Here is a 15,413-nt window from a genome sequence, read left to right as displayed (position 1 = left end):
ACTGGCCTGATGGAGGCTGATGAGCGAACGACCATGAGCGAACGAATCCCCGTCCGAACCGTAGAAGCATCTCCCCAGATAAAAAAAGTACCGGCGCGCCCAATGAAGGCGAAACACGCCACCAGCGACAACCAGATTTTCACCCGCAGCTTCACCGGCCTGTTCCGCACCTTGCGCATGAGCGGCGCGGGGTTTCTGTTCCTGCTGTTTTTCGGCACGGTGTGGCTGAACTGGGGCGGGCGTCAGGCGGTGCTGTGGGACCTTTCCGAAAGCAAATTCCACATCTTTGGCGCGACCTTCTGGCCGCAGGATTTCATTCTGCTGTCGGCGCTGCTGATCATTGCCGCGTTCGGCCTGTTCGCCATTACCGTGTTCGCCGGTCGGGTCTGGTGCGGCTACACCTGCCCACAGAGTTCTTGGACGTGGATCTTCATGTGGTGCGAGAAGATCACCGAGGGTGAACGCAACCAGCGGATCAAACTGCAAGCGGCGCCGTGGAGCCTGAACAAACTGGCCCGGCGTGCGGCCAAGCACACGTTGTGGCTGGCTATCAGCGTGCTGACCGGCCTGACCTTCGTCGGCTACTTCACCCCGATCCGCCCGCTGGCTGAAGAACTGCTGACCCTGCAGATCGGCGGCGTCAGCCTGTTCTGGGTGCTGTTCTTCACCGCCGCCACCTACATCAATGCCGGCTGGCTGCGCGAAGCCGTGTGCATGCACATGTGCCCGTATGCGCGGTTCCAGAGTGTGATGTTCGATAAGGACACCCTGGCCATTTCCTACGACGCGGCCCGAGGCGAAAACCGTGGCCCGCGCAAACGCGAGGTAAAACCCGCCGAAGCCGGCCTCGGCGATTGCATCGACTGCCAGTTGTGCGTGCAGGTCTGCCCGACCGGCATCGACATCCGCGACGGCCTGCAAATGGAATGCATCGGCTGCGCGGCGTGCATCGACGCCTGCGATTCAATCATGGACAAGATGAACTATGCGCGGGGCCTGATCCGTTACACCTCCGAGCGCGAATTGCAGGGTGGCAAGACGCATCTGCTGCGTCCGAGGTTGATTGGTTACGTCGCGGTACTGGTGGTGATGATCGGCGCTCTCGCCCTGGCGTTGGTCGAGCGGCCGATGGTGTCGCTGGACGTGACCAAGGACCGTGGCCTGTTCCGCGAGAACGGACAGGGCCAGATCGAAAACATCTACACCCTCAAAGTCATCAACAAGACCCAGCAGCGCCAGGACTACAACCTGACGCTGGTGGACGGCGACGGCTTCCAGCTGCAAGGCAAGACCGAGCTGAGCCTGGCCCCGGGCGAGATCGTCGATGTGCCGGTGTCGGTGGCCATGACCACGGAACGCCCGGCCAGCAGCTCGCAAACCTTGAGCTTCAAGATTGCCGACAGTGATGAGCCAGAGATTTATAGCGTGGCGAAGAGCCGGTTTGTTGCGCCGATGAATCGGTGAGGCTTTAAGATGGCGGCGGTTTCGGAGGTTGTGGTGTGTTAGCGCGATTGCCCCTCACCCTAACCCTCTCCCGGAGGGAGAGGGAACCGACCGCGATGTCTGGCGTTATACATCGACCTGAAAAACCGAGTCGATTATGGATTCACTGCAACACGTTCAGGTCGATGTAACTCTGAAGCATCCCGCAATCAGTCCCCTCTCCCTCCGGGAGAGGGATAGGCGGGCGGCGCTCCGATGAGGGGCTGATGTCACTGACCCACCACACAAATACCAAACACCACGCACCAAGGCCCCCGATGAAACGCTACGAAAAATTCGCCGACGACATCGCTGAACTGATTCGCTCCGGCGTCCTCGGCCCCGGCCAGCGGGTGCCGTCGGTGCGCTACGCGAGCCAGACCTATGGCGTCAGCCCGTCCACGGTGTTCCAGGCCTATTACCTGCTGGAACGTCGCGGCCTGATCCGCGCCCGGCCGCGCTCCGGTTACTTCGTCAACACCCACGCCCCGAGCCCGTTCTCGGAGCCGGTGATCAGCAGTCAGGTCAATGAGTCCACCAAGGTCGACGTCAGCGAACTGGTGTTCTCGGTGCTGGAATCGATCAAGGACCCGAGCACCGTGCCGTTCGGCTCGGCATTCCCCAGCCCGGAACTGTTCCCGCTGCAACGCCTGTCACGCTCGCTGGCCAGCGCCGCCCGGGAGATGGACCCGCGCATGGTGGTCACCGACATGTCGCCGGGCAACCCGCAACTGCGTCGCCAGATCGCCCTGCGCTACATGGTCGGCGGGCTGATGCTGCCGATGGAAGAACTGCTGATCACCAACGGCGCCCTCGAAGCGCTGAACCTGTGCCTGCAAGCGGTGACCGAACCCGGCGACCTGGTGGCCATCGAGGCCCCGGCGTTCTACGCCAGCCTGCAGGTACTGGAGCGGCTGAAGCTCAAGGCTGTGGAAATTCCGGTGCATCCACGCGACGGCATCGACCTCGGCGTGCTCGCCCAGACCCTGGAGCGGCACCCGATCAAGGCCTGCTGGTGCATGACCAGTTTCCAGAACCCGATGGGCGCGACCATGCCCGAAACCAAGAAACAGGAACTGGTGGAATTGCTCAAACGCCATCAGGTGCCGCTGATCGAGGACGACGTCTACGCCGAACTCTATTACGGCCAGCAGGCGCCGAAACCGGCCAAGGCCTTCGACACTGAAGGTCTGGTGATGCATTGCGGTTCGTTCGCCAAAAGCCTAGCCCCCGGCTACCGCATCGGCTGGGTCGCCGCCGGGCGCTACGCGCAGAAGATCGAACGCCTCAAACTGATGACCTCGCTGTGCGCCTCGATGCCGGCCCAGGCGGCCATTGCCGATTACCTGCAGCACGGCGGCTACGACCGTCACCTGCGCAAACTGCGCTACGCCCTCGAAGAACAGCAAAGCGCGATGCTCGCGGCCATCGCCCGCTACTTCCCGGCGCAGACCCGCGTGAGCCAACCGGCGGGCGGCTATTTCCTGTGGCTGGAACTGCCACCGCAGATGGATTCGTTGAAGTTGTTTCAGATGGCGCTGGCGCAGGGCATCAGCATTGCGCCGGGGCCGATCTTCTCACCGACCCAGCGTTTCAGGAATTGCATCCGTTTGAACTACGGCAGCCCGTGGACCGAGGCTTCGGAAAAGGCGATGGAGACGTTGGGGCGGATTGTGCGGTCGTTTTGATGCGATCGTTCCCACGCAACGCGTGGGAACGAACCTTGACTAACGCCCGCCGCCAAGATCGACAAAAGTCCCGGTCGCATACGAAGCCTTGTCCGACAGCAACCACACAATCGCTTCCGCCACTTCATCCGGTCGCCCGCCACGGGCCATCGGAATCGCCGACTCAAGCTTGCTGACCCGGTCCGGATCGCCGCTCAGGGCGTGAAAATCGGTGTAGATGTACCCCGGACGCACCGCGTTGACCCGGATCCCCTCGCCCGCCACTTCCTTGGACAGACCGATGGTGAACGTATCGAGGGCACCCTTGGACGCGGCGTAGTCGACGTACTCGTTCGGCGAGCCAAGACGCGCGGCGACCGAAGACACGTTGACGATGCTGCCACCCTGCCCGCCGTGCTTGGGCGACATGCGCAGGATCGCGTGCTTGGCGCAGAGGATCGGCGCCAGGACGTTGGTTTTCATGATTTTGAGGATACGGAATTCGGACATTTCGTCGACCCGCGATTTGTGCCCGACGGTGCCGGCGTTGTTCACCAGTGCGGTGACCCGGCCCAGTTCGGTGTCGACCCGGTGAAACAGGCCGATCACTTCGTCTTCAATGCTGACGTCGGCGCGAACGGCAATGGCGGTGGCGCCGCGCTCACGTACCTGGTCGAGTACGTGATGGGCCGCCTGTTCGTCAGACTGATAATTGATGCAGATCCGATAGCCTTGCTCGGCAGCCAACAACGCAGTCGCGGCCCCGATTCCGCGCCCGCCGCCGGTGATCACAATGACTTTGTCCATGCTGGCCTTCCCCCAATGCACACGTAACAGTCGGGGCAAGAATAACCGTCATTGCGGGGTTTTGCATGGCCTGCGTCAGCCGTTCAGCTCGCCGCCAATTGTTTGCCGCGCTCGATATCCTGCAGGAAGCGATCGGCCGGCATCGGATGGCCCAGCAGATAACCTTGCAGCGAATCGCAGCCCAGTTGCGTCAGGAAGTCCTGCTGCACGCCGGTCTCCACGCCTTCGGCGACAATGCGCAGGCCCAGTGCCTGACCCAGCGCGACAATCGCCGAGACAATCGCCGCGTCATCGCTGTCGTGTTCCAGATCACGGACGAAACCGCGATCGATCTTCAGCTCGTTGGCCGGCAGGCGCTTGAGGTACATCAGGCTCGAATAGCCGGTGCCGAAGTCGTCGATGGACAGGTCGACGCCCATGTCGGACAGTTCCTGCAGCACCGTCATGCTTGCGTCGGCGTCGCTCATGGCGGTGGTTTCGGTGATTTCCAGGGTCAGGCTGTTGGCCGGCAAGTGGTGCGTGGCCAAGGCCTTGGCCACGCTGCGCACCAGACCGGTGTGACAGAACTGCAACGCCGAGAGGTTCACCGCGATGCGCCAGTCGGTGTAACCCAACACATACCATTCGCGCATCTGCCGGCAGGCTTCGTTGAGCACCCATTCGCCGATCGGAATGATCAGACCGGTTTTCTCCGCCAGGTCGATGAACTTGTCCGGCATCAGCATGCCGTGGAGCGGGTGCTCCCAGCGCAGCAGCGCTTCGGCACCGACCGGACGACCATCGGCGGCATGGAATTTGGGCTGGTAATGCAGGCTGAACTGATTGTGTTCGAGCGCCGCGCGCAGGTCCTGCAACAGTTGCAGTTGCTTGCGGGCGTTGCTGTTCATCGAGGCGTCGAAGAAGCTGTAGCCGTTCTTGCCGCCGCCCTTGGCGTGGTACATCGCCGCATCGGCATTCATCAGCAGTTCCTGGGCGTTCTGGCCGTTGCCCGGATATACCGCGATGCCGACGCTGGCAGAGATCTGCAGCTCATGCTCAGCCACCCGGAACGACTGCGCGATCAAACCGACCTGACGCGCCGCCAGGCCCAGCGCATCGTCGGGCTCGCTCAAACGCACCAGCAGCACGAATTCATCGCCGCCAATCCGCGCCAACGTGTCGAGGCTGCGTAGATCTTCGCGCAGACGCACCGCCACTTCACGCAGCAACTGATCACCCATGTGGTGACCGAACGCATCGTTGACCGGTTTGAAGCCGTCCAGATCGATGAACATCAGCGCAAAACAGCCGCCCTGCTCGTTGACCTTTTTCATCGCCTGATTGATCCGGTCGTCCAGCAACATGCGGTTCGGCAGGCCGGTCAACGTGTCATGCAGGGCCAGTTGGGTGAGTTCACGGTTGGCCACGGTCAGTGAATGGGCCAGATCGGCGGTTCGCGCTTCGAGGCGGGCATCGAGAATCGAAGTCAGCAGCGCAATGGTCAGCACCGCCAGCGTGGTGATCAGCACCAGGTTGTCCAGGCCATTGCCGTTCAGACCGCTGAGTGCCGCACCGCAGAAACTGCCGTCGGGAAACCGCGCCGCCGCCATGCCGGTGTAGTGCATGCCGACAATCGCGATCCCCATGACGATGGCAGCGCCGGCACGGAACAGGCGCACATAAGGCGATTGCTGACGCAGGCGAAAAGCGATCCACAATGCCGCCGCCGAAGCGCCAACCGCGATCAACAGCGAAGCGCCAAACAGGGTCGGGTCGTAATCGATGCCCGGCTGCATGCGCATCGCGGCCATGCCGGTGTAATGCATGGCGCTGATGCCGGCGCCCATGATCAAGGCACCGAAGGCCAGTTGCCAGGCCGGCAGTTTCGGCTGGCTGACCAGCCACAGGGCAAAACCGCAGGACAGCACAGCGATCAGCAATGAGAGCGCCGTGATTGAAATGTCGTAACCGAGGCTGATCGGCAGTTTGAAGGCCAGCATGCCGATGAAGTGCATCGACCAGACGCCAACCCCCATGGCAAAGGCGCCGCCGGCCGTCCATAAATGCACGGCACGACCCTTGGCGGTGGCGATGCGCCCGGTGAGGTCGAGCGCGGTGTAAGACGCGAGGATCGCCACACACAGCGAAATGAAAACCAGCGTGAAGGAATAACTACCGATGAGCATGGGAATTCTCGTGACCACCCCGCCGTACTGCTTCCGTTCTCGGTGGGGCCAAATGCGCCGATTGTACTGATTGCACAGAAGAACGCACTGACAAAGTAATCAAATGGCCATCAAGCCGATGAAACGCTTGTTTGATCGTTCGACAAGGCTCTAGACCGGCAGTCACGCCACTGATCGTTCCCACGCTTTGCGTGGGAATTCAGCGTCAGGGATTCTGGCTGGTTTCCAGTTGCCCGCCCCAGCCACCGCCCAGCGCCGCAATCAATTGCACGCTGGCAATCAATCGACTTTGCAGGATGTTGAGCACGGTGCGCTCGTTGCTCAGCGCTGTCGCCTGCACCACTACCACGTCGATGTAGGCAATCAGCCCGGCCTTGTACTGGTTCTGGGTCAGACGCAGGGAGTCCCGCGCCGCATCCAGCGCTTCCTGACGCACCGCCGCTTCGTCCTCGTACACCTTCAACTGCACCAGGTAGTTTTCCACCTCGCGGAAGCCGTCGAGTACGGTCTGCCGGTACTTGGCCACGGTTTCGTCGTACTTCGCTTCGGTGCGATCGACCTCCGCCGAGCGACGGCCGCCGTCGAACAGCGGCAGGCTCATTTTCGGCCCCACCGACCAGAAACGGTTCGGCAGGCTGATCAGATCCCGCGAAGTACTGCTGCTGTAGCCGCCGCTCATGCTCAGGCTGAAATCCGGGTAATACGCAGCCTTGGCAACGCCGATGTTGGCGTTCGCTGCGATGACCGAGCGTTCTGCCGAGGCGATGTCCGGGCGCCGTTCCAGCAGTTGCGATGGCAGGCTCAACGGTATTTGCGGCAGCTTCGGGATGTCCTGGGTTTCAGCAATCTTGAACTGTGCCGGCGGCTGGCCGGTGAGCACCGCGATGGCGTTTTCGAACTGTGCCCGCTGCCAGATCAGGTCCACCAGATCGCCCTGGGTGGATTTGAGCTGCGTCTGTGCCTGCGCCACCGCATCACGCCCGGAAATCCCGGCGTTGTACTGGTTCTGGGTCATTTTCAGCGAACGCTCGTAAGCCTCCACCGTCGACTCGAGCAAACGCTTCTGCTGATCGATCACGCGCAATTGCAGGTAGTTCTGCACCAGCTCCGATTGCTGGCTCAGGCGCATTGCCGCCAGATCGGCGAAACTGGCCTGGGCGCTGGCCTCGTTGGCTTCCAGGCCACGACGCAGTTTGCCCCAGACATCGGCTTCCCAGCTCACACCCAACTGGGCGTTGTAGGTGTCACGAATACCGCTGGAAGAACTGCTCAGGCTCGAACTGCTGCTGCCGGTGCCCTGGCTGGAGCGGGTCTTGCCCAGGCTCAGGTCGAGCGTCGGGTAAAACGCTCCACGGGCATCGCGCACCAAAGCCTGGGCCTGACGATACTGCGCCTCGGACTGGGCGACGGTCTGGTTGGAACTGTTTAGTTTCTCGATTAACTCGTTGAGCTGACGGTCGCCGTACAGTTCCCACCAGGCGCCACGGGCCAGAGAGTCGGCCGGACTGGCCTGACGCCAGCCTTCGGCCTCCTTGTATTGGGCGACTTCGGCGGTCTGCGGGCGCTGGTAGTCCGGGCCGACGGCGCACGCACTGAGCATCGCCACACACAGCGACAGGCTCAGCAGACGCGAGCCGCGAACACTGGCCAGTTGGATAAGCGAACGGTCATTCATAGCGGAGTTTCCAGTGCGGCATCGGTACGTACGCCACGCCATTTGTTGAAGCGATGGCGGGCCTTGTCGAGATAGAGGTAAACCACAGGTGTGGTGTAAAGGGTCAGGATCTGGCTGAAGATCAGCCCGCCGATGATGGTCAGGCCCAGCGGCTGGCGCATTTCCGCGCCTTCGGCCCGGCTCAGCAACAACGGCAAGGCGCCGAGGATCGCTGCCAGCGTGGTCATCAGGATCGGCCGCAGACGTTGCAGGCAGGCACTGCGAATCGACTCCAGCGGCGCCATGCCCTGATGACGCTCCAGTTGCAGCGCGAGGTCGATCATCAGGATCGCGTTCTTCTTCACCACACCGATCAACAGGAACAGCCCGAGCAGCGAGATCAGGCTGAATTCGCCGCCCAGCACATAGATCGACAGCAACGCACCGACCCCGGCCGACGGCAGTGTCGACAGAATCGTCAGCGGGTGAATGTAGCTTTCATACAGCACGCCCAGCACCAGATACACCGCCAGCAGCGCGCCGAGGATCATGAACGGCTGGCTCTTCTGGGTGGCCGCGAAGGCGTCGGCGGTGCCGGCCATTTTCGCGATCACGTCTTCCGGCAGGCCGACCTTGGCAATCGCCCGCTCGATGGCCGCGCTGCCCTTCTCCACCGTCACGCCTTCGGCCATGTCAAAGGAAATGCTTTCGGAAGCGAACTGGCCTTCGTGGCTGACCCGGTCGTCTTCCAGGCTGCTTTCATAGTGAGCGATGGTCGACAGCGGAATTCGCGCACCATCGGCCGTGATCACCTGCACCTGATTGAGAGTGACCGGGTCCTGGGCGTATTTCGGATTGACCTCCATCACCACCTGATACTGGTTGAGGCTGTCGTAGATCGTCGAAATCTGCCGCTGGCTGTAGGCGTTGTTAAGCACGGCGGTGACCATGTTCATGTCCACGCCCAGGCGCTTGGCCTGATCGCGGTCGACGATCAGCGTCACCTGCTGCGCACCCCGCCCTTCACGGGCGTCGATGGCCGTCAGTTCCGGTAAGGCCCGCAATGCGGTGACCACTTTCGGGTACCACTCGCGCAAGGCACCCAGGTCACCGCTTTGCAGGATGTAGCTGTACTGCGAGGTGGTCTGCTCACGACCGCCGCCGAATTGCAGGTCCTGGTCGGCCATCAGCATCAATTGCGCGCCGGGCACCTTGGGCATTTCCTTGCGCAGACGCTCGATGACTTTCTGCGCCGAGATATTGCGCTCCTTGATCGGCTTCAGGCGCACCAGCATGAAGGCGTTGTTGGTGCCGTTGTTACCGCCAATGAACCCGGCGACACTCTCGACCGCCTCGTCCTTGAGCACGGCACGGCGGAAAGTTTCCATCTTTGGCTGCATCACGCTGAACGACAGACCGTCGTCACCGCGCACGAAACCGATCAACTGGCCGGTGTCCTGTTGCGGCATGAACGTCTTCGGCACCACCACGTACAGCGCGACGTTGACACCGACCGTGATGATCAGGCTCAGCAATGTCAGGCGTCTGTGACGCAACACCCAATCAAGGCTGGTGGCGTACTTGCCGACCATCCAGTCGTTGGTGCGACGGCTCCAGCGTTGCAGGCGGTTTTCCTGGCCCGGCGTGTGCGGCTTGAGCCAGCGGGCGCAGAGCATCGGCGTCAGGGTCAGGGAAACCACCAGCGACACCACGATGGCTGCGGCCAGGGTGATGGAGAATTCACGGAACAGGCTCTCGATGATCCCGCCCATGAACAGGATCGACAGGAACACCGCCACCAGCGACACGTTCATCGAGAGCAAGGTGAATCCGACTTCCTTGGCCCCGAGATACGCGGCCTTCATCGGTTTGACACCTTCGTCGATGTGCCGGGAAATGTTCTCCAGCACCACGATGGCGTCATCCACCACCAGCCCGGTGGCCAGAATCAGCGCCATCAGCGACAGATTGTTCAGCGAGAAGCCGTAGAGGTACATCACCGCAAAGGTGCCGACCAGTGACACAGGCACCGCCAGGGTAGGGATCAGCGAAGCACGGAAATTGCCGAGGAACAGGAACACCACCAGGATCACCAGCGCCACGGCGATCAGCAGGGTCATCTCTGCTTCGTGCAGCGTGGCCTTGATCACCGGCGAACGATCCATCGCCAGATTCAGCTTCACGCTGGCCGGGAGCACCGCCTGCAACGCCGGCAACTGCGCCTTGATCTCGTTGACCGTCTCGATGATGTTGGCGCCGGCCTGACGGTTGATCACCAGCAGCACCGCCGCGTCGTCATTGAAGAAACCGCTGTTGTAACGGTCTTCCACGCCGTCGGTGACCTTGGCCACGTCCTTCAGACGCAGGGCTGCACCGCCGTTGTAATGGATGATCAGCGATTCATAGTCCTTGGCTTTCTCCAGCTGGTCGTTGGCCTGGATCTGCCACAGACGCTGATCGTCCTCGACCGAGCCTTTCGGTCGGCGCACGTTGGCGCCGGCAATGGTCTTGCGCACATCGTCCAGCGCCACGCCGTACTGGTTCAGCGCCTGGGGTTCGAGTTCGATGCGCACCGCCGGCAGGGAGCTGCCGCCGATCTGCACTTCGCCCACGCCCTGCACCTGGGACAGGCTCTGGGACAGGATGGTCGAGGCCAGATCGTAGAGCTGGCCTTTTTCCAGCACATCCGAGGTCAGCGACAACACCATGATCGGCGCTTGCGACGGGTTGACCTTCTTGTAGGTCGGCATGCTGCGCATCCCGCTCGGCAACAGGTTGCGCGAAGCGTTGATCGCTGCCTGCACTTCCCGCGCCGCACCGTTGATGTCGCGGTCGAGGTCGAATTGCAGAATGACCCGGGTCGAACCCTGGCTGGAGCGGCTGCTCATGGTGTTGACGCCGGCGATGGCGCCGAACGAGCGCTCCAGCGGCGTCGCGACGGTCGAGGCCATGACTTCCGGACTGGCACCGGGCAGGCTCGCCTGGACCACGATCACCGGGAAATCCATTTGTGGCAGCGGCGACACCGGCAGCAGGCCGAAGCTCACACCGCCCAGCAGCATGATCGCCAGGCTTAGGAGCATGGTCGCCACCGGGCGCTTGATGAAAGGACCGGACAGGTTCATGGCTGCTCTACCGGCTCCACGGCCGAAGGCGCACGGCCCCAGCGCCGACCGAGGCGGTCGAAGTACAGGTAGATCACCGGCGTGGTGAACAGCGTCAGGATCTGGCTCAGCAGCAATCCGCCGACCATCACCAGACCCAGAGGCTGACGCAACTCAGCACCGGAACCGGTGGCCAGCATCAGCGGCACCGCACCGAACAGCGCGGCCAGCGTGGTCATCAGGATCGGCCGGAAGCGCAACAACGCTGCCTGATAGATCGCCTGTTCCGGCGCCATGCCCTGGTTGCGCTCGGCGTCAAGGGCGAAGTCGATCATCATGATCGCGTTCTTCTTGACGATACCGATCAGCAGGATGATGCCGATGATCGCGATCATGCCCAGGTCATTGCCGCTGAGCAGCAGCGCCAGCAAGGCGCCGACCGCCGCCGACGGCAGGGTCGAGAGAATGGTGATCGGATGGATGTAGCTCTCGTAAAGCACGCCGAGCACGATGTACATGGTCACCACCGCCGCCAGGATCAGCAGCAAGGTGCTCGAAAGCGAAGCCTGGAAGGCTTCGGCCGCACCCTGGAACTGGGTCTGCACACCGATCGGCATGCCGATGTCCTTCTGCACCTGCTCGATGATGTCCACCGCATGCCCCAGCGCCACGCCGTGGGCCAGGTTGAAGGACATCATCACCGCCGGGAACTGGCCGATGTGGGTGATCGCCAGTTGCGCCTGACGCTCCTCGACATGGGCAAGGCTCGACAACCGCACCTGACCGCCATCGGTGGTCTTGACGTGAATCTGATCCAGCGCCTGCGGGCCAATCTTCTCCCCGGCCTGTGCCTGCAGCACCACGCGGTACTGGCTGGCCTGGGTGTAGATAGTCGAGATCTGCCGCTGGCCAAAGGCGTCGTACAGCGCATCGGTAATGTTCGCCACCGACACACCAAGGCGTGAAGCCGCGTCACGGTCGATCACCAGGAACACCTGCAGGCCCTTGTCCTGCAAATCACTGGCAACGTCGGTCAGCTCGGGACGCTGGGCCAGTGCCTCGACCAGACGTCCGCTCCACAGGCTGAGCAGTTCGGCGTCCGGGGACGACATGCTGAACTGGTACTGGGTGCGGCTGACACGGTCTTCGATAGTCAGGTCCTGCACCGGCTGCATGAACAGACGGATGCCCACCAGTTTGTCCAGTTGCGGTTGCAGACGAGTGATTACCTCGGCGGCCGTCAGATCACGCTGACCGTGAGGCTTGAGGTTGATCAGCAGGCGACCGCTGTTGAGCGTGGCGTTGTCGCCGTCGACGCCGATGTAGGACGACAGGCTTTCCACCGCCGGGTCTTCGAGAATCACCTTGGCCAACGCCTGCTGACGCTCGCCCATGGCGGCAAAGGAAATCGACTGCGGCGCTTCGGAAATGCCCTGGATCACCCCGGTGTCCTGTACCGGGAAGAAGCCCTTGGGCACCACCATATAAAGGAACACGGTCAGCGCCAGGGTACCGATGGCCACCAGCAGGGTCAGCGGCTGGTGCTTGAGCACCCACTGCAACTTGCGCCCGTAGGCAGCGATCATCCAGTCGATGAACGCGCCACTGGCCCGGTAGAAACGGCCCTGTTCATGTTCTTCTGGCTCACGTTTGAGCAGACGCGCGCACATCATCGGCGTCAGGGTCAGCGAGACCACCAGGGAAATCAGGATCGCCACCGCCAGGGTGATGGCGAACTCGCGGAACAGCCGCCCCACCACATCGGCCATGAACAGCAGCGGAATCAGTACCGCAATCAGCGACAAGGTCAGGGAAATCAGGGTAAAGCCGATCTGCTTCGCGCCCTTGAGCGCAGCCTGCATCGGGCTGTCGCCTTCCTCGATGAAACGGGCAATGTTCTCCAGCATCACGATCGCATCGTCGACCACGAAACCGGTGGCGATGGTCAGTGCCATCAGTGTCAGGTTGTTGACCGAGAACCCGGCCAGGTACATCACGCCGAACGTACCGATCAGCGACAGCGGCACGGCCACGGATGGAATGATGGTCGCACTGGCCCGACGCAGGAACAGGAACGTCACCATCACCACCAGCGCGATGGCGATCAGCAGTTCGTGCTGCACGTCAGTGACCGAGGCGCGGATGGTCTGGGTGCGGTCGGTCAGCACGGTCACTTCAAGGCCGGCCGGCAGGTTGTCGGTGATGCTCGGCAGCAGCGCCTTGATCCGGTCGACCACCTCGATCACGTTGGCGCCCGGCTGACGCTGGATGTTCAGCAACACTGCCTGATTCTGGTTGGCCCACGCCGCCAGACGCTCGTTCTCGGCGCCGTCGACGATCTGCGCGACATCCTTGAGCCGCAGCGGCGCGCCGTTCTTGTAGGCCAGGATCAGGTTAGCGTAGTCCTTGGGCGACGTCAGCTGGTCGTTGGCATCGAGCATCGACACCCGCGTCGGGCCGTCGAAGTTACCCTTGGGCTGGTTGACGTTGGACGCACCGATCAGCGTGCGCACATCCGACAGGTTCAGGCCGTTGGCCGCCAGTGCCTCCGGGTTGACCTTGATCCGCACCGCCTGACGCTGACCGCCGGCGATGCTGACCATGCCGACGCCGCTGATCTGGGCGATTTTCTGCGCCATGCGCGTATCGACCAGATCGTTGAGCTTGGGCAGCAGCATGGTTTTGGAGGTGATGGCCAGGGTCAGCACCGGGGTGTCCGCCGGGTTGACCTTGTTATACACCGGCGGCGCCGGCAAATCGGTCGGCAGCAGGTTGGTCGCGGCGTTGATCGCGGCCTGCACTTGCTGCTCGGCGACGTCCATGTTGATGTCGAGGCTGAAACGCAGGGTCAGCACCGAGGCCCCGCCGGAACTGGTCGAAGCCATTTGCGTCAGGCCCGGCATCTGCCCGAACTGGCGTTCGAGCGGCGCGGTGACGGCGCTGGTCATTACGTCCGGACTGGCGCCCGGGTACAAGGTCATGACGCGGATGGTCGGGTAATCAACCTGCGGCAAGGCCGAAACCGGCAGCAGGCGATAGGCAATCAGGCCGGCCAGCACGATGGCCAGCATGCTCAGCGTGGTGGCGACCGGGCGGAGGATGAACAGACGCGAAATGTTCATGCGCCCTTCTTGGCCTTGTCGGTGACGGCAGCGTCAGGTGCGCTGGCGGCGGACTTGCCTTGCAGGTGCCCGGTCGGCGTGGTCGGTACATCCTGACTGTCGTTGACCACTTCCACTTCACTGCCTTCCTTCAAGCGGTCGGTGCCTTCCAGCACCACGCGGTCGCCGGCGGCCAGGCCTTCGGTGATCACGGTGTTCTGGCCGTCGCTGGCGCCGATCTTCAACTGGCGGATGGTGACTTTCTTGTCGCCGTCCAGCGCGTAGACGAAGGTGCCGTTGGTGCCGAACTGAATCGCTGCCGACGGCGCCAGCACCACACCCTTGAGGGTGTCGGCCAGCAAGTGGACGTTGACGAACTGGTTGGGGAACAGCGACTGATCGCGGTTTTCGTAGCGCGCCTTGAACTTCAGGGTGCCGGTGGTCACGTCGATCTGGTTGTCGAGGCTTTGCAGCACGCCCGTGGCTTGAATTTTCGTGTCGCCACGGTCCCAGGCTTCGGCCGGCAGCCTGGCGCCGCTGTGGTAGCGGGCCAGTACGGTTTCAAGGGTGTTTTCCGGCAGCGTGAAGACCACGCTGATCGGTTGGGTCTGGGTGATGACGGCGAGGAAGGTGGTGTCGTTCGCGGCTACAAGGTTGCCGACGTCGAGCTGACGCAGACCAACGCGACCGGCAATCGGTGCGCGGATCTTGGTGAATTCAAGGTTGAGCTTGGCGTCGTTGACCGCCGCCTGGTTGGTCTTCACGGTGCCGAGAAACTGACCGACCTGTGCTTCGGCGGTGTCCAGGGTCTGCTTGGCGATGCTGTCCTCTTTATACAGACCGCGATAGCGCTCGACATCGACCTGAGCATTTTTCAGCTGTGCCTGATTCTGCAGCAAGGTGCCTTCAGCCTGAAGCAAGGCGTTCTGGTACGGGCGCGGGTCGATCTCCGCCAGCAGGTCGCCGGCCTTGACCATCTGCCCTTCTTCAAAATAGATCTTCACCAGTTCGCCGCCGACCCGGCTGCGCACGTTGATCGTGTTGAGCGCCGTCACCGTGCCGAGCGCCTTGTAGTACAGCGGGAAGTCACCCGTCACCGCCGGCGCCACGCGCACCGGGATCGGACCTGCCGCCCCGCCGAAGCCCGGACGCATCATCCCCGAACGACCGGTATGACCGGCCGCGGCTTTCTCGCCGCCCTCCTTGTGGGTCGATCCGGCAGGCCAGAATTTCCAGCACAGGCCGGCGATGACCAGCAGGACAAGCAGGCTCAGCAGCCAGCGACGGGAGTTTCGGGAAGACGATTGCATGGATTGATTAACCATTGGGCGCGTGGGCTTCTTTTACGGGAGGCTGAACGATAAGCACTGGTGGGGGTAAAGCAAAGCAGCTTTACCGGCAATTTACCTTCAACTTACGTTTCAAGGTGTGAG

General features: G+C 62.4%; 8 protein-coding genes. 2 read left to right on the top strand and 6 right to left on the bottom strand.

Going from position 1 to position 15,413, the window contains the following annotated elements:
- Positions 1 to 33 precede the first annotated feature (33 nt).
- Together ccoG and mapR are read left to right on the top strand one after the other, a co-directional pair.
- Positions 34 to 1,464, top strand: a complete 1,431-nt coding sequence (gene ccoG, locus IF189_RS12985) for a cytochrome c oxidase accessory protein CcoG (RefSeq protein WP_192553455.1) — start codon at positions 34 to 36, stop codon at positions 1,462 to 1,464.
- Positions 1,465 to 1,760: 296 nt separating this feature from the next.
- Entirely contained in the window at positions 1,761 to 3,170 is a 1,410-nt protein-coding gene (gene mapR, locus IF189_RS12980) for a GntR family transcriptional regulator MpaR (RefSeq protein ID WP_085708224.1), read from the top strand.
- A gap of 39 nt (positions 3,171 to 3,209) precedes the next feature.
- On the opposite strand, the gene IF189_RS12975 is transcribed toward mapR, so the two are convergent.
- From IF189_RS12975 to IF189_RS12950, 6 genes are all read right to left on the bottom strand, one after another.
- Entirely contained in the window at positions 3,210 to 3,956 is a 747-nt protein-coding gene (locus tag IF189_RS12975; protein WP_085708225.1) for an SDR family oxidoreductase, read from the bottom strand.
- A gap of 83 nt (positions 3,957 to 4,039) precedes the next feature.
- Positions 4,040 to 6,121, bottom strand: coding sequence for a putative bifunctional diguanylate cyclase/phosphodiesterase (locus IF189_RS12970; protein WP_192553454.1), 2,082 nt, complete (start codon positions 6,119 to 6,121; stop codon positions 4,040 to 4,042).
- A 205-nt stretch (positions 6,122 to 6,326) separates the two neighbouring features.
- Positions 6,327 to 7,796 carry an efflux transporter outer membrane subunit gene (locus tag IF189_RS12965; protein WP_192553453.1) on the bottom strand — a complete coding sequence of 490 codons (1,470 nt, stop codon included), beginning with the start codon at positions 7,794 to 7,796 and terminating at the stop codon, positions 6,327 to 6,329.
- On the bottom strand, positions 7,793 to 10,900 hold the full coding sequence (locus IF189_RS12960; protein WP_134826686.1) for an efflux RND transporter permease subunit: 3,108 nt from the start codon (positions 10,898 to 10,900) through the stop codon (positions 7,793 to 7,795). Before IF189_RS12960 ends, IF189_RS12965 begins: the two co-directional genes overlap by 4 nt.
- Positions 10,897 to 14,001 (bottom strand): MdtB/MuxB family multidrug efflux RND transporter permease subunit, encoded by a 3,105-nt coding sequence (locus IF189_RS12955; RefSeq protein WP_085708229.1) that lies wholly within the window; start codon positions 13,999 to 14,001, stop codon positions 10,897 to 10,899. Before IF189_RS12955 ends, IF189_RS12960 begins: the two co-directional genes overlap by 4 nt.
- A complete protein-coding gene (locus IF189_RS12950; protein ID WP_192553452.1) occupies positions 13,998 to 15,305 on the bottom strand; it encodes an MdtA/MuxA family multidrug efflux RND transporter periplasmic adaptor subunit in 1,308 nt (435 codons plus the stop codon). The genes IF189_RS12955 and IF189_RS12950 overlap by 4 nt, the downstream gene beginning before the upstream one ends.
- Between the last annotated feature and the right edge of the window lie 108 nt (positions 15,306 to 15,413).

It is taken from the genome of Pseudomonas sp. IzPS59 (genome assembly GCF_014863505.1).
Taxonomy (GTDB): Bacteria; Pseudomonadota; Gammaproteobacteria; order Pseudomonadales; family Pseudomonadaceae; genus Aquipseudomonas; species Aquipseudomonas kribbensis.
The sequence above is the reverse complement of the archived record's forward strand: the minus strand, read 5'-3'. Positions and strand labels throughout refer to the sequence as shown.

What these genes read in the sequence shown, in the direction of transcription:
- ccoG (WP_192553455.1), top strand. Translation starts at nt 34, where the DNA reads ATGAGCGAACGAATCCCCGTCCGAACCGTAGAAGCATCTCCCCAGATA.
- mapR (WP_085708224.1), top strand. Translation starts at nt 1,761, where the DNA reads ATGAAACGCTACGAAAAATTCGCCGACGACATCGCTGAACTGATTCGC.
- IF189_RS12975 (WP_085708225.1), bottom strand. Translation starts at nt 3,956, where the DNA reads ATGGACAAAGTCATTGTGATCACCGGCGGCGGGCGCGGAATCGGGGCC.
- IF189_RS12970 (WP_192553454.1), bottom strand. Translation starts at nt 6,121, where the DNA reads ATGCTCATCGGTAGTTATTCCTTCACGCTGGTTTTCATTTCGCTGTGT.
- IF189_RS12965 (WP_192553453.1), bottom strand. Translation starts at nt 7,796, where the DNA reads ATGAATGACCGTTCGCTTATCCAACTGGCCAGTGTTCGCGGCTCGCGT.
- IF189_RS12960 (WP_134826686.1), bottom strand. Translation starts at nt 10,900, where the DNA reads ATGAACCTGTCCGGTCCTTTCATCAAGCGCCCGGTGGCGACCATGCTC.
- IF189_RS12955 (WP_085708229.1), bottom strand. Translation starts at nt 14,001, where the DNA reads ATGAACATTTCGCGTCTGTTCATCCTCCGCCCGGTCGCCACCACGCTG.
- IF189_RS12950 (WP_192553452.1), bottom strand. Translation starts at nt 15,305, where the DNA reads ATGGTTAATCAATCCATGCAATCGTCTTCCCGAAACTCCCGTCGCTGG.